Source organism: Ruminococcus sp. RTP21204st1_B2_RTP21204_210225 (assembly GCF_040914135.1).
In the GTDB taxonomy this organism is placed as follows: Bacteria; Bacillota; Clostridia; order Oscillospirales; family Ruminococcaceae; genus Hominimerdicola; species Hominimerdicola aceti.
The window spans coordinates 31,275-50,013 of record NZ_JBCPGA010000012.1; the positions used below are offsets into that span (position 1 = coordinate 31,275).

Below are 18,739 nucleotides of genomic sequence, written 5' to 3' on the forward strand. Positions count from 1 at the left end.
GATATCTCAAACTCGGATAAAAGTTTAAGATATATTGGAGCGGGTGATGGGAATCGAACCCACATGACCAGCTTGGAAGGCTGGAGTTCTACCACTGAACTACACCCGCATACTGCCTGACCAGGCGTTTTTGGTGGTCTTTCAAGCTTACCGCTCAATCAACGATATTTATTATACCACTACAAGAGCCTTTTGTCAAGCACTTTTTTATATTTTTTTCATCTAAACTCAACTTTGTGCAACTTTACTTATTTGTTCTTCTTATGTTGTTTCATTTTATTCACTATAACATCTTTGAACAAAAAGCCAACGATACCTGCTACTAGAGCTACTCCAAGCACCACAAGTACAACTGTGAAGTTGCCGCTTTTTACATTGCTTCCCAAAATCGTGGAGAGCATTATTGCTGGAAGTCTGCAAGGCATGACATAATAGAAAAAATCCTTCTTGCTTATGGGAGTCAGAGGGACGATATATGAGATAACGTCCTTGGGTATTCCCGGTATGAGATAGAGGATTATAAGGATAACGGTTAGCTTTTTCTCATTTTGCAGGAATTTGAATTTTTTTAGCTGTTTCTCGTCAACAAAGGCTTCCACTATCGGTCTGCCAAATTTTTTCACAAGCACGAATATTGCCATTGTGCCAAGGAGCGTACCTAAGAATGATAGCAACCCGCCCCAGAACCAGCCGAACAGCACTCCACCCACCACTTGTATAGGCGGTATGACTGCTATGACCACTTGAAGAGCTTGTATGAAAGTAAAGATAAGCACTCCCACAATGCCACTGTAGTTATCTAGCTTACGCTCCAAGGCTGCAATGCCTGCCTCGCTGTGAAGCGCTTTTATAAGAGGTATACACACCACTGTAGCCATTGCTATGACCGCTATTATTGCAACAAGGCTTATTATCTGTATTTTTTTCTTGTGCCTTGCAGTTTGTATTTTCGCCTCGTTCAATATTTCTTTCTCTTGTTCTTCGTTCATAAAAACGTCACCGTCATTTTCTTCTGAGTATTTTTTTCCTAAACCAATTTATGTACATATCTGTCAACTGTGTGAGGGCATAGTCATAAATAAAGAAAAACAGGTTCGCCGCCACCCACAGAACAAGCACGGCATACTTGCCAAACATCTCCATGCCCTCGAGCATATCCACTGAGGTGAAGATATACTGAAAAGCCAAAAAGAATATGACTATCGCCACATTGAACACTGCAAGCTTTATTGCCCACACAAGCAGGCGGTTTTTCTTTTGGTCGAGATAATATTTAAGTATTGGATAATACCCCATGAACAATATGAAAAGCAGGGTCGCTTCGTAATTTGGGGTCACGAAAATGCTCAGCAGGCTCACTGCACAATAGGTGGCTATCGCCCAGTTTTTATCCACCTCCACTATCATCACAACCATCATGAAGCCGGCGAAGGTAGGGATAGTATAATCGAGCATGGGCAAAAAGCTGCTTGAAAACATCAAAAGCAGGCAGACAGCAGAGCATATGCCGCCAAGTGCCACTCGAAAAGCTATTTTATTTCTCATGATTATTTAGCAGCACGGTATAAGGTCGCCGCCCATCATTTCACAGCAGCAGTCTGCACAGCAAAGGGAGGAACAGCAGTCAGGTCCGCTCATGCCGCCTGCTTGGTAGCCCTGAGTTGGGTTGCCGCTCATATAGCCGCTTCGCTGTCTGTTCATCTGGGCTAACACGCTTTGGTACTCCATGTTATTTGGGTCGAGCTGGACGGCTCTTGTGAAGTTGTTATAAGCCTCATTGAGCCAGCCTCTGCGGTGGCAGATAGTGCCTTTAAGGAAATACCACTCGGCATTTCTTTCCGAGGAGGACACATTATCAAGTATCTGATCTGCCTGAGTATAGCTTCCGCTTTGGATAAGGCTTCTGATATAGCCTGAGTCAAAGCCCTGCGAAGAGGCATAGCCGTCATAGCCGCTTTCTGCGGACTGGTATCCTCCGCCACGTCTTGAGGTCATTATCTGATCGTAGGCGGCGTTTATCTCGGACATTTTCTCCTCAGCTACGTCAGCTAGGGGGTTATCCTGATACTGATCGGGGTGATATTTTTTCACAAGCTCTTTATAAGCTGATTTTATTTCAGCCTCTGAAGCTGTTGGGGATACGCCTAAAATTTTATAAGGGTCTTTGGAGATCATTGATCGTTATTTCCTTTCCTGTTATTGCGGAATTTTCCGCTTCTTATTTGAGTATAGACATTCTTAAGTCCAAGATACACGATATTATCAAGTATATCACGATATCTTTTAAGATTGAGCTTCACATAGATATCTGCCATTTCGCCCAGCGTGAAGTTTATGCTGTCATCGCAAAAGGCGTGGACTTGTTTCAGATAGTCAGCATTTATGCCCTCGGTGGGTGGAAATTTTGCAAGGAGCGGATTGTAGCTTTCACTCTCGTGGTCGTCGGGCAGGTCGTCAAGAGCGTCGCAGATATAGATAAATCTGCCGAGAAGGTAGCCGAATCGTTCAAGGAGCGGTCGGCGTTGGTCCTGCCTGGTGCAAAGATTCCCTGCAACGGCTTGCATCATAAGTGCGGTAGGCTCGCAGGCAAGGTCTATGCCTGCTGTTTTTTCACGCTCTATTTTATTTTGCAATTCCATTGCGTTTTCAACGGCAGGGGCAAGATCCGGATAAAGGTGAGCCGCCTTCTTATAGGGCTTTTTGAAAAAAGGCAGAAGTGCAAATGCGGCAAGCTTGCCTTTTAGCCCTTTATCGGCTATATCGTCACGGAGCTTATGATATGTGAGTATCACGGCGGCTGAGGACGTATATTTAAGATTGCAGGTACACTTTGCGCACATGGTCTTTTTAAGAGGGTGTGCGATACAGCGTTGCTTTTCTGCGTCAAGCTTCACTCCCCTCACAGAGAGATCCATAAGGGAGAGAAATGCGAAATCGTAGCTAAGGGTAAAGCGTGTCACAAAGCCATAGCGCCTGCCCATATCCTTACAGAGTCCGCAGTAGACAGCTTTATAGATATCATATTCAAACATTCGCATATAGGGTTTGAAAGGGCGGACATATCCGAACATAGGCACTCCTTAGATTTTCGTTACTATACATTATAAAACACGATTGTGTATATCCCGTGAAATATATAACATTATACAACAATTTTAAGATAAAAGTCAATAATTTTTATGATAAAAATAAGGTGGCAGAGTACAAAAAGGGCGACCTTGGGTCGCCCTTACAATTTTATAATGTTACATTGTAAAACGTAAATCAATTAATTTGTGCGGTAACAAGACGGGCGAACGCTGTTCGCCCCTACGTCACGTCACTGCAAACTGTGAGTTATAGAGATCGGCATAGAAGCCGTTCTTTGCCATAAGCTCATCATGACTTCCCTGCTCTACTATGTGTCCCGAATCCATTACTATGATCGTATCTGCGTTCTTGATAGTAGAAAGTCTATGGGCGATTATAAAGCTCGTTCTGCCCTGCATCATTTTCTCAAAGGCACGCTGTACCAATATCTCCGTACGGGTATCTATAGACGATGTAGCTTCGTCCAGAATGAGCATTGGCGGCAGCGAGAGCATTACTCGTGCGATACAGAGAAGCTGTTTCTGTCCTGCGGAGATAGTGCTGTAGCTGTCTGAAATAACGGTATCATAGCCCTTTGGCAGACGCTTTATAAAGCCGTGACAATGTGCTGACTTGGCGGCGGCTATCATTTCTTCCTCGGTGGCGTCAGGCTTGCCGTAACAGAGGTTCTCTCTTATGGTGCCTGTTTTCAGCCACGTTTCCTGCAAGACCATGCCGTACATACTTCTCATGGAGTCACGGGTACAATCCTTTATAGGCTCGCCGCTTATGCGTATCTCGCCGCTGTCGGTGTCGTAAAATCTCATAAGGAGGTTTATCATGGTGGTCTTGCCGCAGCCTGTTGGTCCTACGATAGCTGTACGCTGACCGCTCTTTACATGGAGGTTAAAATTTTCGATAAGCTTCACATCAGGCACATAACTAAATGACACGTTGTCAACGTCTAATGTGCCATCAACGTAGGTAAGGACAGTAGCGTTAGAGCTGTCAGGTATCTCCTCTGTTTCGTCTATGACCTCAAAGACACGCTTTGCAGAAGCGAATGCACTTTGAAGCTCGGTGATAACGCCTGATATTTCATTGAAAGGCTTTGTATACTGGTTCGCATAGGTGAGGAAACAGCTAAGGTTACCAACTGTGAAGCCCACGCCTTTTATTACGGAGAGTGCGCCCACGATACCGACAGCCATGTAGACGAGGTTGTTTACAAAACGTGTGCATGGGTTGGTGAGTGAGGAGAAGAATGTGGCGTTAAGTCCAACTTTCTGGAGTTTCAGGTTCACTTCTTCAAACTGCTCCTCAGCTTCTTCCTGATAGCCGAATGCTGTTACTACCTTCTGATTGCCTGTCATTTCCTCAACAAGGCTGGTCATGTCGCCTCTTGCAACTGATTGCTGGTGAAAAAGCTTGAATGTGTTCTTGGCGATAAATCTTGCGACAAATAGTGAAAGCGGAGTGAGGATAACCACGATAAGGGTTATTTTCACGTTGATGGAGAGCATGAAGCCAAGTGTACCAAAAATTGTACATACGCCTGTAAAGAGCTGTGAAAAGCCCATGAGAAGTCCGTCTGACACCTGCTCCAAGTCGGAGATTATACGGCTGATTATATCACCGTGAGGGTGGGAGTCGATATAAGAAAGGGGTAGCTTTTGGAGCTTAGCGAAAGCATCGTTTCGGATATCTCTTACCACGCAATAGGTTATCTTATTTGTACAAAGTGACATGAGCCACTGGGCAATGCCTGTTACGGTGACTGTTACGCTAAGCTTGATGATGATATTGATAATTCCGTCAAAATCTACAAGTCCCTTGGCTATGATAAGGTCAACAGCGTTGCCGACGAGGATAGGAGCATAAAGGGTGGTGGCAACGGTTATGACCGCAAAGACCATGGACAGTATGAACAGCCACATATGCGGTTTTGCATATCTGAGAAGCGGTCTGAGAGCGGAGGTATCAAGCTTGTTTTTTGTGCTTTGCTTAGCCATTTGCCTGTGCCTCCTTTTCTGAAAGCTGTGAAAGGCAAATTTCTTTATATACCTCGCAGCCGTTATAAAGCTCTGAATGAGTGCCGATACCTGCTATTTTGCCATCGTCAAGAACGATTATCTTATCGGCACTTTTTATAGATGAGATCCTCTGTGAAACTATGAAAACGGTCATGCCGCTTGTTTTTTTGTGGATAGCTTTTCTTAGTCTTGCATCTGTGGCAAGGTCAAGGGCGGAGGCTGAGTCATCGAGAATGAGTATCTCAGGATCACCGACCAATGCTCTTGCAATGGTAAGTCTTTGACGCTGACCGCCTGAGAGGTTTTTGCCCTCCTGCAAGATCATTTCGTCAAGCTTATCAGGCTTTTTCTCTACAAAGTCTTTTGCCTGAGCAATGTCAAGAGCGTTCCAGATATCCTCGTCCGTGGCGTTTTTATCACGCCACTGCATATTGTGTCTTATAGTACCCTTAAAGAGGACAGCTTTCTGAGGAACAATGCCTATCATACCTCTGAGCTGTGAGAATGGGTACTCTTTTACGTCAACGCCGTCAACGAGGACTTCGCCCTGACGGACGTCATAAAATCTTGGTATAAGGTTGATAAGAGAGGTTTTACCTGAACCTGTACCACCGATTATACCGATAGTTTCGCCTTTCATGGCTTTGAAGCTTATATCCGAAAGGGAGTCGGCTTCGGCTGATGCGTACGAGAAGAAACAGTTCCTAAACTCTACGCATGGTGCATTACCGTCAGTTGTGACAGGCTTATTATCCTTATCGGATACACTTGGCTCCACAGCGAAAACGTCGTTTATTCTGATAGCGGAAGCCTGCATTTTGGTGATATTTGTAACGAGTATCGCCATAGCAAGGAGTGCCAAAAGTATCTGGTTCATATAGTTTACAAGGGCTATCACTTCGCCCTGTGAGATAGAGCCTGAATAAACTGTTTTGCCGCCAAACCAAATGATAGCGATGATAGCGAAGTTTACGATAACATAGGTGGCAGGGTTCATAAGGGCGGAAACTCTTCCTGCAATTATCTGCTGACGTCTAAGTTCTTCAGTATTATCAGCGAACTCTTTCTCCTCGTCTTTCTGACGGGAAAATGCTCTGATAACTCTTGCGCCTGTAAGAGTTTCGCTTGTCATAAGGTTAGTTTTATCCAGCTTTTTCTGGATATTCTTATACTGCGGGATAGTGATGTGCATTATAAGATAGATAACATAGGCAAGGCATGGGGCGATTATCAGGAAGATAAGGGTAAGCTTCACTGAGATAGAGAATGCCATTATTATTGAGCCTAAAACGATAAAAGGCGAACGAAGAAACAGACGAAGGAGAATATTCACACCCTGCTGTGCGGTATTGATATCCGCTGTCATTCTTGTGACGAGGGTATGGCTTCCAACGCTGTCTATTTCCGCATAGGACAGTGAATTGATATGCTTGAAAAGGTCACGTCGGATGGCTGTTCCAAAGCCCAGTGACGCTTTTGCGGCGAAATACTGAGCAGTCAGCGAACAAGCCAGACCGCAGAAGGCGAGGAGAACAAGCACGCCACCCATTTTATAGATGTAGGGCTTATCTTGATTTTTTATACCCACGTCAATGATATTAGCCATAACGAGTGGCACTGCAAGCTCGAAGCAGGCTTCGATAAGCTTAAACAGCGGACCGATTATGCTTTCTTTTTTATAGTTTTTCAGATACCTAAAAAGCTTCAGCATTTTTCTTTCTCCCAACTAAATAAAATCATATAAATTTCATTATATCATATGTTTTTGTACATTTGTAGACGAATAAGTTAATTCTTTAAAAAAGTGGAGGATAATGTAGGGGCAAAAAGCTTGCCCGTCTTTATACACCGGCATAGTTTGTGATGATTCAAGCCTCGCACCTCCGAGCGGGACGCCGAGGGCGTCGTCCCCTACAATAATCATCGCCGCAGGCGATACCTTCATTCCTCACTTCTTATTCCTCACTTCTAAAAAAGGGGGTTGACAAAATGGTGAAAGTGTGCTATAGTCATATCAATAGGTTTAAATGCTATGACGGAAATAAGTAGCCTTTTGCGAAATTTCAGAGAGCTTTCGGTCGGTGCGAGAAAGCATTTCTACAAAGTGTGAATACATTCCTGAGCTGTTCGCTGAGAAAGCTTTTGCGTAAGGCGAAACGGTTTGCACACGTTACAGTGCTATGGCTTCGCTTTCTGCTGAGCCTGTAAGGTCGGGAGTTTCCCCGATAAACTGAGGTGGTACCACGATGATTCGTCCTCTGACAGATATTCTGTCAGGGGATTTTTTATTTATGTACCGCAAAAAAATAATACGGAGGTATGAAAAATGACAGTATTTGAAGAACTGAAAAGAAGAGGTCTTCTCGCTCAGCTCACTGACGAGGAGGAGATAAAGGAGCTTATCAACGCTGGTAAGGCTACTTTCTACATTGGTTTTGACCCAACTGCTGATTCTCTACACGTTGGTCACTTTATGGCGCTTTGTCTTATGAAGCGTTTGCAAATGGCAGGCAACAAGCCTATCGTTCTTATCGGAGGCGGTACGGCTATGATAGGCGACCCGTCAGGCAAAACAGATATGAGAAAAATGATGACAAAGGAAACTATCAACCACAATGTTGAATGTTTCAAAAAGCAGATGTCACACTTCATTGATTTTTCTGATGACAAAGCTATTATCGTAAACAATGGCGATTGGCTGCTTGACCTTAATTATGTGGACGTACTTCGTGACGTTGGCGCTTGCTTCTCTGTAAACAAGATGCTTACATTCGAGTGCTACAAGCAGAGAATGGAAAGGGGTCTTACTTTCCTTGAGTTCAACTACATGATAATGCAGTCCTACGACTTCTACAGACTTTTCCAGGATTACGGCTGTAATATGCAGTTCGGCGGTGACGATCAGTGGGCTAATATGCTGGGCGGCACTGAGCTTATTAGAAAGAAGCTTGGCAAGGACGCTTATGCAATGACTATCACTCTCCTGCTCAACTCTGAGGGCAAGAAGATGGGCAAGACAGAAAAGGGCGCTGTATGGCTCGACCCTGAAAAGACTTCTCCATACGAGTTCTATCAGTATTGGAGAAACGTTGGTGACGCTGATGTTATCAAGTGCCTGAAGATGCTCACATTCGTTCCTATCGAGGAGATAGAGGAAATGGAGAAACACATGGAGGGTGCTGAATACAACAAGGCTAAGGAGCTTTTGGCTTACGAGCTTACAAAGCTTGTTCACGGCAAGGAGGAGGCTGACAAGGCTGACGCTGCGGCAAAGGCTATTTTTGCAGGCGGTGGAAACAGCGATGATATGCCTAGCACGACTATTGCGGCGGCTGATCTTACTGACGGCAAGATAGGTATTCTTACGCTTCTTGTTAAGTGCGGTCTTTGTCCTTCAAACGGTGAGGCAAGACGTCTTGTTACTCAGAACGGTATTGCGGTGAATGGTGAGAAGTTCACTGACCCTAAGGGTCTTGTTGATCTCTCTGAGCCTGTTGTTATCAAAAAGGGTAAGAAGATCTTCCACAAGGCTATTGCGGAATAATATAGCACAAAATAATTTCCACGGGTGGACAGAAGTTCACCCGTTTTTTTTTATATAAATATATGGTATTTTGCAATATTCATAAACATTCACACAAAATACATATAAGGTTTAGCTATATTTAAAGTTATTCATATATACTTTTAATCAAAGGAAAGTTTACACGAAACATACGAAAAAATCACGAAAAGAGGCGTGGATATGAATGGCAATCAGGAAGTGTTCAGACGGATAGAGAAAAAATATATCGTTGATGAACCGACTTATGAAAAGCTTATAAAAAAGCTCGATGGGCATTTTGTCAAAGACAGATATTACAAAAGCACTATCTGCAACATATATTATGACACACCAAGTCATCAGCTTGTGAGAAACTCCATTGAAAAGCCTGTTTACAAGGAAAAGCTGAGAGTGAGGAGCTACGGCGTACCTAATGATGAAGACATGGTCTTTGTGGAGCTGAAAAAGAAATACAAGGGTGTGGTCTACAAGAGGCGTATTGAAATGACCCTTGCACAGACCCGTGATTTCTTTGCAGGCAAAGAGGTACCTCATGATAATCCGCAGATAGAGAACGAGCTGAAATATTTTCTCAAATTCTATGAGGGCATTGCTCCTGCAATGTATCTTAGCTATGACAGGCTTGCTTACTGCGGTACAGAAGACCCGTCCCTTAGGCTGACCTTTGACACGCACATTCTTTACCGTGAAGAGCAAAAGGAGCTTGACAAGGGCATTTGGGGAAAAGAGCTTCTGCCTGCTGGCATGAGGGTAATGGAGATAAAGATACCGAACGCTATGCCTCTTTGGTTATCGGCTATACTTGATGAACTGGAGATATATCCTGCGTCATTCTCAAAATACGGAACTGCGTATCTTAACGAATTTTCTGAAAAAATACATAAAGGTAAGGTGATAAGCTGTGCTTAATTCAACTACTCTTGCGGCTACTACTGTGACCACCACTGAAACGACCGTGGCGGCGATAACTACAAACGAATTTGTTTTCTGCACTGCGGCGTCTTTGGTGCTTGGTCTTATAATTGCATTTGCATTCAACTTCAAGCAGAAAAAGACAAAAAGCTTTATGATGACGCTTGCTTTGCTGCCTGTGATAGTACAGGTAGTGATAATGCTTGTAAACGGAAACATCGGTACGGGCGTGGCTGTTATGGGTGCATTCAGCTTGGTAAGATTCCGTTCTGTACCGGGAAGTGCAATGGACATTTGTGCTATCTTCCTTTCAATGGCTGTCGGTCTTGCGACGGGCACGAACCACCTTGCGTTGGCTCTTATGCTTGCGGTGTGCGTGAGCCTGCTGAACATTATTTATACGCTTCTGCCTATTGGCAAAAAGAAGTCGGGTCACAAGGATCTTAGTATCACTATCCCTGAAAGCCTTGATTACACTGAGGTATTTGACGATATATTTGAAAAATATCTTTCAGAATGTGAGCTTGTTTCGGTAAAGACCACAAACATGGGAAGTCTTTTCAAGCTGAAATACCGCATCGAGCTTAAAGACGGTGCTAACGAAAAGAAGCTTATTGACGAACTTAGATGCAGAAATGGCAACCTTGAGATAATGTGTGCAGTGGCAGCAGACATTGAGGAACAATCATTCTGACAAAATAACAAAAGTATCCATAAGCAAAACCGCACAAGGCTAAAGCGGTCTTGTGCGGTTTTTTTCAACCTTTTTTACCATACAAGGGGGTATTTTTCATGAAAATTTTGGACACTAAAAAGCTGGCAGCTATCACGGCGGCGTTTTTTATCACGGTCACGGCTTTTTCAGGCTGTTCTGAGAGTGCAAATTCTTCACAGACCACAAGCAGTGTTTCTCAGGCGGCAAAGTCTGACATTGACGCAAGCATTGCGGCAGAGGACATTGACGTTAGATATGACGAGGAAAGCTCAGTAGGGATTACATTTGCTGATGGCAGTGCGGCTATAGACGGTGAGGGTGCGACCTCAGAAGGGGAAACTGTAACCATTTCGCAGGCAGGCACTTACATTCTTTCAGGCACGGCGACCAACGGCAGGATAATCGTTTCAGCGGACAAGACGGCTGAAATAAAGCTTATTTTCAATGGAGCTGACATAACTTGTGCTGACAACGCTCCCCTGCTCGTGAGCAAGGCTAAAAAAGTTTATATCGTGCTGGAGGACGGCACAGAGAACGTTTTGACGGACAGTGCAATCTACTCTTTAGGAGAAGATGACAGCAACACAGACGGTGCTATTTTCTCCAAAACCGACCTTACTATAAACGGCAGCGGTACACTTACTGTGAATGCAAACTACAAGCACGGCATAGTTTCAAAGGACGATCTTGTTATCACTGACGGCAATATCAATGTGACCTCGGCTTCAACCGCTATGGAGGGCAAGGACAGCGTTAAGATATCTGGCGGAACATTCAACATTTCCGCAGGCACGAACGGCATAAAAGCCACTAACGCAGAGGCTTCTGACAAAGGCTTTATAAGCGTGACAGGGGGAAGCTTCACAGTAGTCGCAAACAATGACGCATTCGAGGCGGAAACTGTGCTTTCTATCCAGGGCGGAAGCTTTGACATCACCACAGGCGGTGGAAGTGCAAACGCTTCTATGAAGTCTGACGGCACGCCAAACAGAAATTGGCAGAACAACATGGGCAACGGTGGTGGTGGTCCGAACGAAATGGGCAGACCTGACGATAACGGAAACGGCACGGGAGGCGACCCGCCTGCAATGCCTACGGCTGACAACACAGGGCTGACTATCAAGACTACGGCCAACACTACTACAGACAGCGACAGCACTTCAACATCTGCAAAGGCTTTAAAGGCAGGCAACGAGGTGAACATAAGCGGCGGCGAGTTCAAGATAGATTCGGCAGACGATTCAGTACACAGCAACGGAAACATTGTTATAACAGGGGGAAACATTTCTGTGGCGTCGGGTGACAACGGAATGCACGCTGACGGAAATCTGACCATATCCGACGGCACTGTAGACATCACAAAGAGCTACGAAGGTATCGAGGGAGCTATCGTGACAATAGACGGTGGCACCATATCAGTGGTAGCAAGCGATGACGGAATAAACTGCGCAGGCGGAAGCGACACTGGATCAACAGACAGAATGGGTGCTGACCAATTCTCGTCACAGGACGGTGTTGAACTTAACATCAACGGAGGAACTGTAACCATTGACGCTGAAGGCGACGGACTTGACTCAAATGGCAACTTCACAATGGCAGGCGGTACGGTTTGCGTTTGCGGACCTACTAACGGTGGCAACGGTGCACTTGACTACAACGGCACTGCAACTGTAACAGGGGGAACGCTCATCGCCTGTGGTGCAGTTGGAATGGAAGAAGGCTTCGGTGACAGCTCCACACAATACAGTGTTCTGCACGATCTTGGTTCAACCGTTTCAGCAAACGAAAAACTGACTATCACTGACAGTGAAGGCAAGGAGATCTTAAGCTTTACCCCTAAAAAGACTTGGCAGAGCGTTGTATTCACAAGCGCTGACCTGAAGGAAGGCGAAACCTACACCATTACGGCAGGGTCGCAGTCGGAAACCGTGACTATTGACGGCATTGTTACTTCTAATTCCAAAGGAATGAGCTTTGGCAGAGGTCATGGCGGAGGACGTGGTTTCTGATATGAACGACAAAAGGACGAACTTTGGGTTCGTCCTTTTTTATTTGGCCGATTTATCGTTCATAGTATGCGGGACGTCGAGGGCGCCGTCCCCTACATTTGTGTAATATAAATTGTAGGGGCGAACAGTGTTCGCAAGTTTTTGCTCACCTTTGTTGTATACATACGCAAAAAAGACCGCCTCATGATGAAGCGGTCTTTAGTAAGCAATTTAGTTTTGGCTGTGCAGATTATGCAAGCTCAGCAAAGTACTTGATTGTTCTTACCATCTGTGATGTGTAAGAGTTCTCGTTGTCGTACCAAGAAACTACCTGTACCTCATAGAGATCATCAGCGATCTTAGATACCATTGTCTGAGTAGCATCGAAGAGTGAACCAAATCTCATGCCGATAACGTCAGAAGAAACGATTGGATCCTCGTTGTAGCCAAATGACTCAGATGATGCAGCCTTCATAGCAGCGTTGATGCCTTCAACTGTTACGTCAGCACCCTTTACAACTGCTGTAAGGATTGTTGTTGAACCTGTTGGAACTGGAACTCTCTGTGCAGAACCGATGAGCTTGCCGTTAAGCTCTGGGATAACAAGGCCGATAGCCTTTGCAGCACCTGTTGAGTTAGGAACGATGTTTGCAGCACCAGCTCTTGCTCTTCTCAGGTCACCCTTTCTGTGAGGACCGTCAAGGATCATCTGGTCGCCTGTGTAAGCATGGATAGTGCTCATGATACCGCTCTGGATAGGAGCATACTTGTTAAGAGCATTAGCCATAGGAGCAAGACAGTTTGTTGTGCAAGATGCAGCTGAAATGATTGTATCGTCAGCTGTAAGTGTCTTCTCGTTTACTGAGTAAACGATAGTCTTGAGGTCGTTACCAGCAGGAGCTGAGATAACTACCTTCTTAGCACCAGCATCGAGGTGAGCCTGGCTCTTAGCCTTTGATGTATAGAAGCCTGTGCACTCGAGAACTACGTCTACACCAAGCTTGCCCCAAGGACAATCCTTAGCGTCCTTTTCTGCATAAATCTGAAGAGTCTTGCCGTCAACAGTGATAGTATTAGCCTCATCGTCAGCTGATACTGTGTGAAGGTTCTCACCGATCTTACCACAGTAACCGCCCTGAGCTGTATCATACTTAAGAAGATCAGCGAGCATTGAAGGCTTTGTCAGGTCGTTGATTGCAACTACCTCGTAGCCCTCTGCGCCAAACATCTGTCTGAATGCAAGACGTCCAATACGTCCAAAACCATTAATTGCGACTTTAACTGCCATAATTAATTTACCTCCTAAAAATTTTTCTGTACTTATTATACTACATTTTTCTATACATTGCAAGTGTTTTTACAAAAAACTTAGAACTTTTTTTCTTTAAGGCAATACCGCACAAAGATTGTGCGTCAGATGCGTAGTCAGATTTTTTCGTCAGGTCACATAAAAATTCCGCAGGCATACTGTCGTATGTCAAGGGATTTTTGTGTGATATGGCGGAAAATCTGCAAGCAGATGGCGTGCAAAGCCGTCAGGCGGGCTTTGTGCGGTGTTGCCTTAAAACTTCACCGTAAAGCTATCTGTGTCTTGATCCGTCAAAGCACTGCTAAATTCTTTAAAATATGATCAAATATTGATGATTTTTTATTGACTACCCCGACAGTTTAGGTTATAATATTTACATGAGATCTTTATGAAAGGCAGGCTAACAAAGTGGAACTGACATCTTCTGTGAAAGAGATATATGCTCAGTCTGAGGAAAACATTATCCTCACTGACGCTGAGCTTAATGTCATTTGGAAAAATCATGGCGATCTGCCTGATGTTATAGATATTTCTGCTTTATGCGATACTCCGGAAAACGCTTTCATTCTGCCTGTTGAAAAGACAGCTACCTTTGAATATAAGGGCAGGTTTGCAGACTCAGCGGCAATGCGGTTTGAACCGCTGAGAGATAATGGCGTTATAACGAATTATCTCATACACTATTACTCCTGCATGGACATAGAACGTCTTTCGGACAAGTCTGGGTATTTACGCTTCAAATCGAATTTTCTCGGCAACATCAGGATAGAGCTTTCTAAAATGTTAGCGATGCTTGACAGCCAAAAGAAATCCTTTTCTTCAAAAACCGGCACTGAATATGAGCATTTTGACCACGAGGCAAGGCTTCGTATACTAAAGACATTTTCCGCAACGGTGAACATGACAGAGCTTGCGAAATATTTCAGTGGCAATTTCACAACTGAATATCAGAGCCTATCAGACATATGCGGTGAGGTATGCGACGAAGAAGGCAATTTGCTGGAGGAGGACGGCTGTATTTTCAGATACTCCATTGACCCATGCATTTATTTTGAAACAAACAAAAGCCTTATTAAAAATGTGCTTGTAAATCTGCTTGTGAACGCATATATGTACAATGACAAGGAACAGCGGCAGGTTGAGCTTATCCTAAAAACCGAGGACGACAGGATAATACTGTCAGTTAGTGATAACGGCAACGGCATGACAGACGAGGTATGGCAGGCGGCTATCACGCCCTTTGGCACATTTCAAAAATACAGCAGCAATGAGGCATTGGGACTTGCACTTGCAAAATGCTTCTGCGTCCGTTTTGGCGGTGAGCTGAGTTATCGCAGTGAGATAGACAAAGGCACTTGTGTGACCATGAGTTTCCCTTGCGACAGCCGTGGTTTGCCGAAAGAATTCCATGTTAGCAGAATGCCACCCATACCGAACCCATACGGCAGCACATACTGCATAATGGCTAAAGGGCTTGACCCGCTGAAATAGGGTTTGGGCAATATACAGAGCAAGTGAATAAATGGGATACAAAAAAGGCAGTGCCGATTTTCTCGGTACTGCCTTGATTATTTTATGGAAATTAGTCCTTGATGATAGACTTACCTGTCATTTCCTTTGGCTGCTCCAGACCCATGAGTTTGAGCATTGTTGGTGAAAGGTCAGCAAGCACGCCGCCCTCTCTGATAAGAACATTGCCTGCGCCTGCGATAATGAGAGGTACAAGGTTGGTTGTGTGGGCTGTGAATGGAGAGCCGTCCTCTTCCATCATCTTATCTGCGTTGCCGTGGTCTGCTGTGATAAGTGCTATGCCGCCCTTTGCAAGAACTGCGTCAACCGTTTTGCCTACGCACTCGTCAACTGCTTCTACTGCTGCTACGGCTGCGTCGAACACGCCTGTGTGACCTACCATATCGCAGTTTGCATAGTTGAGGATAATTGCGTCATACTTGTCAGACTCTATTCTCTTGAGAACTTCGTCGCAAACAAGATATGCGCTCATTTCAGGCTGGAGGTCATAAGTTGCTACCTTCGGTGAATTGATGAGGGCTCTGTCCTCGTTCTCAAAAGGAGCTTCTACGCCGCCGTTGAAGAAGAATGTAACGTGTGCATACTTCTCTGTTTCGGCAATTCTAAGCTGTGAAAGACCCTTCTTTGCGATATACTCGCCGAAAGTATTTTCAAGGCTTGCTGGCTTGAATGCAACGTCAACGTTTGGCATTGTTGCGTCATACTGTGTCATGCAGACATAGTAAAGTGGGAATCTGCCGTTTCTTCTCTCAAATCCTATGAAGTCGTCGTCAACGAGAGTTCTTGTTATCTCTCTTGCTCTGTCAGGACGGAAGTTGAAGAAGATAACGCTGTCATTTGCGGATATCTTGCCGTTTTCATCGATAACTGTAGGAACAACGAACTCGTCTGTAACGTCAGCGGCATAGGAAGCCTTGATAGCGTCAACTGCGTTATCAGCCTTATTGCCCTCGCCGTATACCATTGCGTCATAAGCCTTGCCTACACGCTCCCAACGGTTATCTCTGTCCATTGCATAGTAACGTCCCATTACTGTTGCTATCTTGCCGACACCAATTTCCTTGAGCTTTTCTTCAAGCTCAGCTACGAAGTCAACTCCGCTTGTAGGAGGAACATCTCTGCCGTCCATGAAGCAATGAACGTATACCTTTGTAAGACCTGCTTTCTTAGCAAGTTCCAAAAGACCATAGAGGTGTGAATTATGTGAGTGAACGCCGCCGTTTGAAAGAAGTCCGAACAGGTGGAGTGCGCTGTCATTCTTCTTGCAGTTCTCAACGGCTGCTGTGAAAGCTTCATTTGAGAAGAATTCGCCGTCCTTGATAGACTTTGTAATTCTTGTAAGTTCCTGATAAACTATTCTTCCTGCACCGATATTTGTATGGCCTACCTCTGAGTTACCCATCTGTCCCTCAGGAAGTCCAACGTCCATGCCGCTTGCGCCGATAAGAGTGTGTGGATAGTTGGCAAGAAGTCTGTCGATATTAGGTGTTTTGGCAGCTCTGATAGCGTTGCCGTAATCCTTGTGATTATAGCCGAAGCCGTCCATAATGATAAGTGCTATGGGTTTCTTTGACATATTTCTTAGTCCTTTCAACATCATTTATATTCGTATTATCCCCAATAACCGCCATTTTCAAGGAAGCTCAGGACATATTCCTTAAATTCCTTGGCTGTATCGTCGCTTGTGTAATAGGTCTTTGCGCCGATACGGACATAGTTGCTCTCTCCTGCTTCATAGTAGATAGCTGGACCTTCTGAACATTTTATATCCAGCCAATCGCCGCCAACAACGTACTCCTTTGAATCCGGCTCTTTTTCTTCTGCGTTTTCCATGACTTTCGTGCGGAACTCTGTTATCTTGTCGAGCAGCTCGCTGTCTGTGAACTCAACGCCGCTAAGGAGCTTACTAGAGTCCATTTTGATAGTTACATTTTCAAGCTTAGCTTCAGATGTTGTCTGAGAGCTTTCTGCCGCTGGTGCGCTGCTTTCGTCAGTGCTTCCGCAGGCTGCAAATGACATACACATAGATAATACTAATGCTGCAAATATTATTTTTTTCATAGTTGCGTCCCCCTGTTCAAAAAAAAGCAGAGGACAGCCGCAGCCGTCCCCTGCGGAACTTTTTATTTGTTTGTTCTTGTGACGAATGATATTTTGCCCCTAGATATCCGTCTGTTAATTAGCCCTCAACAGCAGCCTGAACGATAGTGTTGAAGTCAGCAGCCTTCAGTGAAGCGCCGCCGATAAGACCGCCGTCTACGTTCTCCTTAGAAAGAAGCTCTGCGCAGTTCTTAGCGTTCATTGAACCGCCGTACTGAATTGTAACTGCCTCTGCTGTAGCCTCGTCATAGATCTTAGCAAGTGTTGCTCTGATGAATGCGCAAACTTCCTCTGCCTGATCTGCTGTAGCTGTCTTGCCTGTTCCGATAGCCCAAACTGGCTCGTAAGCGATAACGGACTTCTTAACGTCCTCTGCTGATACACCGAAGAAATCAAGCTTTACCTGTCTTGCGATAACTTCCTCTGTGATGTTGCACTCACGCTCCCAGAGAAGCTCGCCAACGCAAACGATAGGCTTAAGACCAGCTGCAAGAGCTGCCTTTGTTCTCTTGTTTACTGTTTCGTCTGTTTCACCGAAATACTGTCTTCTCTCAGAGTGACCGATAACAACGTACTCAACGCCAAGCTCAACGAGCATATCTGCTGAGATCTCGCCTGTGAAAGCACCGCTCTTCTCAAAGTGAACGTTCTCTGCACCGATCTTTACGTTTGAACCTGCTGTTGCGTTGATAGCAGTTTCAAGGTTTGTGAAAGGTACGCAAGCGATAACTTCAACCTTGCCCTCAGCGTTTGCAACCAGTGGCTTGATAGCTTCGAGAAGCTCCTTAGCCTCAGGTCTTGTCTTGTTCATTTTCCAGTTTCCTGCAATAATTGCTTTTCTTACAGCTTTTTTCATGATAAAAAACTCCTTTATTTTTTATAGGGAACAGAAAAACTGCTCCTGCTAGTTTTCCAAGTCTATTATACAACATTCACTCGTATTTGTCAACTAATTAACAAAGGCTTGGACTTATTTTATCTGTTTTTTTACAGCTTATCTATAAGCATGACCACACCGAAAACGCCAAGCAGGACACCGATAGCGATAGCCGCATAGCCGAAAGGCGTTTTCTCCTCTTTTTCCTCGGCTTCCTTTTCCTCCTCAGTGACTTCTACCTTTGATTTTTCATCGTCAAGGTAAAATTCCTGTGGGTTTTCTGGGTTATACTTTATGTCTATCATGTCGCCCTTTTCATAGCCGTTGTCTGTGACTATCTGGGTATACTTTTCGCCGTCAATGGTATAGCCTATTTTCCACTCGGTAAAAACTCTGTCCTCACCGCCGTTGAAGTCAGGCATTGTGGTCTTGACTTTCTGCAAGGCTTTTGCCTGAGTTGGTTCGTAGTGATCCTCCTCAGGGATATTATATTCCTGCTCAGGGAAAAAGCGATAGCCCTGCAAGGCTTTGATACCGAAATAGATAAGTCCCACGCCTGTGAGCAGAAGAATTATTCCGCCTATGCCCTGCCAGCCTAATCCGCTTTTTGCAAGTAGTGTTATTTCATTCATTTTTACTAC

16 protein-coding genes, 1 tRNA gene and 1 other annotated feature are annotated in these 18,739 nt (G+C 44.8%); of the genes, 5 read left to right on the plus strand and 12 right to left on the minus strand.

Annotated elements, in window-relative coordinates:
* Nucleotides 1-35: 35 nt before the first annotated feature.
* The 7 genes from AB5123_RS06375 to AB5123_RS06405 form a co-directional block, all read right to left on the minus strand.
* Nucleotides 36-109: transfer RNA gene (locus tag AB5123_RS06375), tRNA-Gly, on the minus strand.
* 139 nt (nucleotides 110-248) lie between these two features.
* Nucleotides 249-989, minus strand: a complete 741-nt coding sequence (locus AB5123_RS06380) for a TVP38/TMEM64 family protein (protein WP_368364620.1) — start codon at nucleotides 987-989, stop codon at nucleotides 249-251.
* A 13-nt stretch (nucleotides 990-1,002) separates the two neighbouring features.
* Entirely contained in the window at nucleotides 1,003-1,545 is a 543-nt protein-coding gene (locus tag AB5123_RS06385; RefSeq protein WP_288162382.1) for a hypothetical protein, read from the minus strand.
* A 6-nt stretch (nucleotides 1,546-1,551) separates the two neighbouring features.
* On the minus strand, nucleotides 1,552-2,175 hold the full coding sequence (locus tag AB5123_RS06390) for a DnaJ domain-containing protein (protein WP_368364621.1): 624 nt from the start codon (nucleotides 2,173-2,175) through the stop codon (nucleotides 1,552-1,554).
* A complete protein-coding gene (locus AB5123_RS06395; protein WP_368364622.1) occupies nucleotides 2,172-3,071 on the minus strand; it encodes a DUF5685 family protein in 900 nt (299 codons plus the stop codon). Before AB5123_RS06395 ends, AB5123_RS06390 begins: the two co-directional genes overlap by 4 nt.
* Before the next feature lie 243 nt (nucleotides 3,072-3,314).
* The gene (locus AB5123_RS06400) at nucleotides 3,315-5,081 is read right to left on the minus strand and encodes an ABC transporter ATP-binding protein (RefSeq protein WP_368364623.1); all 1,767 of its coding nucleotides are present in this window, start codon (nucleotides 5,079-5,081) and stop codon (nucleotides 3,315-3,317) included.
* Nucleotides 5,074-6,813, minus strand: coding sequence for an ABC transporter ATP-binding protein (locus AB5123_RS06405; protein ID WP_368364624.1), 1,740 nt, complete (start codon nucleotides 6,811-6,813; stop codon nucleotides 5,074-5,076). The genes AB5123_RS06400 and AB5123_RS06405 overlap by 8 nt, the downstream gene beginning before the upstream one ends.
* Nucleotides 6,814-7,125: 312 nt before the next feature.
* Nucleotides 7,126-7,364 (plus strand) — a binding site (T-box leader).
* A 64-nt stretch (nucleotides 7,365-7,428) separates the two neighbouring features.
* On the opposite strand from AB5123_RS06405, the gene tyrS reads away from it, so the two are divergent.
* From tyrS to AB5123_RS06425, 4 genes are all read left to right on the plus strand, one after another.
* Complete coding sequence (gene tyrS, locus AB5123_RS06410) at nucleotides 7,429-8,646, plus strand: tyrosine--tRNA ligase (RefSeq protein WP_022287434.1); 1,218 nt, start codon at nucleotides 7,429-7,431, stop codon at nucleotides 8,644-8,646.
* Nucleotides 8,647-8,847: 201 nt separating this feature from the next.
* Nucleotides 8,848-9,576, plus strand: coding sequence for a polyphosphate polymerase domain-containing protein (locus tag AB5123_RS06415; protein ID WP_117923010.1), 729 nt, complete (start codon nucleotides 8,848-8,850; stop codon nucleotides 9,574-9,576).
* Nucleotides 9,569-10,273 (plus strand): DUF4956 domain-containing protein, encoded by a 705-nt coding sequence (locus tag AB5123_RS06420; RefSeq protein ID WP_337811912.1) that lies wholly within the window; start codon nucleotides 9,569-9,571, stop codon nucleotides 10,271-10,273. The genes AB5123_RS06415 and AB5123_RS06420 overlap by 8 nt, the downstream gene beginning before the upstream one ends.
* Before the next feature lie 98 nt (nucleotides 10,274-10,371).
* Nucleotides 10,372-12,303, plus strand: coding sequence for a carbohydrate-binding domain-containing protein (locus AB5123_RS06425; protein WP_337811911.1), 1,932 nt, complete (start codon nucleotides 10,372-10,374; stop codon nucleotides 12,301-12,303).
* A 229-nt stretch (nucleotides 12,304-12,532) separates the two neighbouring features.
* Here the strand turns inward: AB5123_RS06425 and gap are convergent, their stop codons facing one another.
* On the minus strand, nucleotides 12,533-13,570 hold the full coding sequence (gap, locus tag AB5123_RS06430; protein WP_022287438.1) for a type I glyceraldehyde-3-phosphate dehydrogenase: 1,038 nt from the start codon (nucleotides 13,568-13,570) through the stop codon (nucleotides 12,533-12,535).
* Nucleotides 13,571-13,999: 429 nt separating this feature from the next.
* Here gap and AB5123_RS06435 point away from each other — a divergent pair, with 429 nt between their 5' ends.
* Entirely contained in the window at nucleotides 14,000-15,082 is a 1,083-nt protein-coding gene (locus AB5123_RS06435; RefSeq protein ID WP_195248982.1) for a HAMP domain-containing sensor histidine kinase, read from the plus strand.
* 91 nt (nucleotides 15,083-15,173) lie between these two features.
* Here the strand turns inward: AB5123_RS06435 and gpmI are convergent, their stop codons facing one another.
* The 4 genes from gpmI to AB5123_RS06455 all read right to left on the minus strand — a co-directional run bounded on the left by gpmI (nucleotide 15,174) and on the right by AB5123_RS06455 (nucleotide 18,730).
* The gene (gene gpmI / locus AB5123_RS06440) at nucleotides 15,174-16,697 is read right to left on the minus strand and encodes a 2,3-bisphosphoglycerate-independent phosphoglycerate mutase (RefSeq protein ID WP_278634652.1); all 1,524 of its coding nucleotides are present in this window, start codon (nucleotides 16,695-16,697) and stop codon (nucleotides 15,174-15,176) included.
* 35 nt (nucleotides 16,698-16,732) lie between these two features.
* Nucleotides 16,733-17,182 carry a hypothetical protein gene (locus AB5123_RS06445; RefSeq protein ID WP_337812213.1) on the minus strand — a complete coding sequence of 150 codons (450 nt, stop codon included), beginning with the start codon at nucleotides 17,180-17,182 and terminating at the stop codon, nucleotides 16,733-16,735.
* A gap of 118 nt (nucleotides 17,183-17,300) precedes the next feature.
* Nucleotides 17,301-18,077 (minus strand): triose-phosphate isomerase, encoded by a 777-nt coding sequence (gene tpiA, locus AB5123_RS06450; protein ID WP_022287442.1) that lies wholly within the window; start codon nucleotides 18,075-18,077, stop codon nucleotides 17,301-17,303.
* A gap of 131 nt (nucleotides 18,078-18,208) precedes the next feature.
* On the minus strand, nucleotides 18,209-18,730 hold the full coding sequence (locus AB5123_RS06455) for a DUF3592 domain-containing protein (RefSeq protein WP_195220095.1): 522 nt from the start codon (nucleotides 18,728-18,730) through the stop codon (nucleotides 18,209-18,211).
* Nucleotides 18,731-18,739 lie beyond the last annotated feature (9 nt).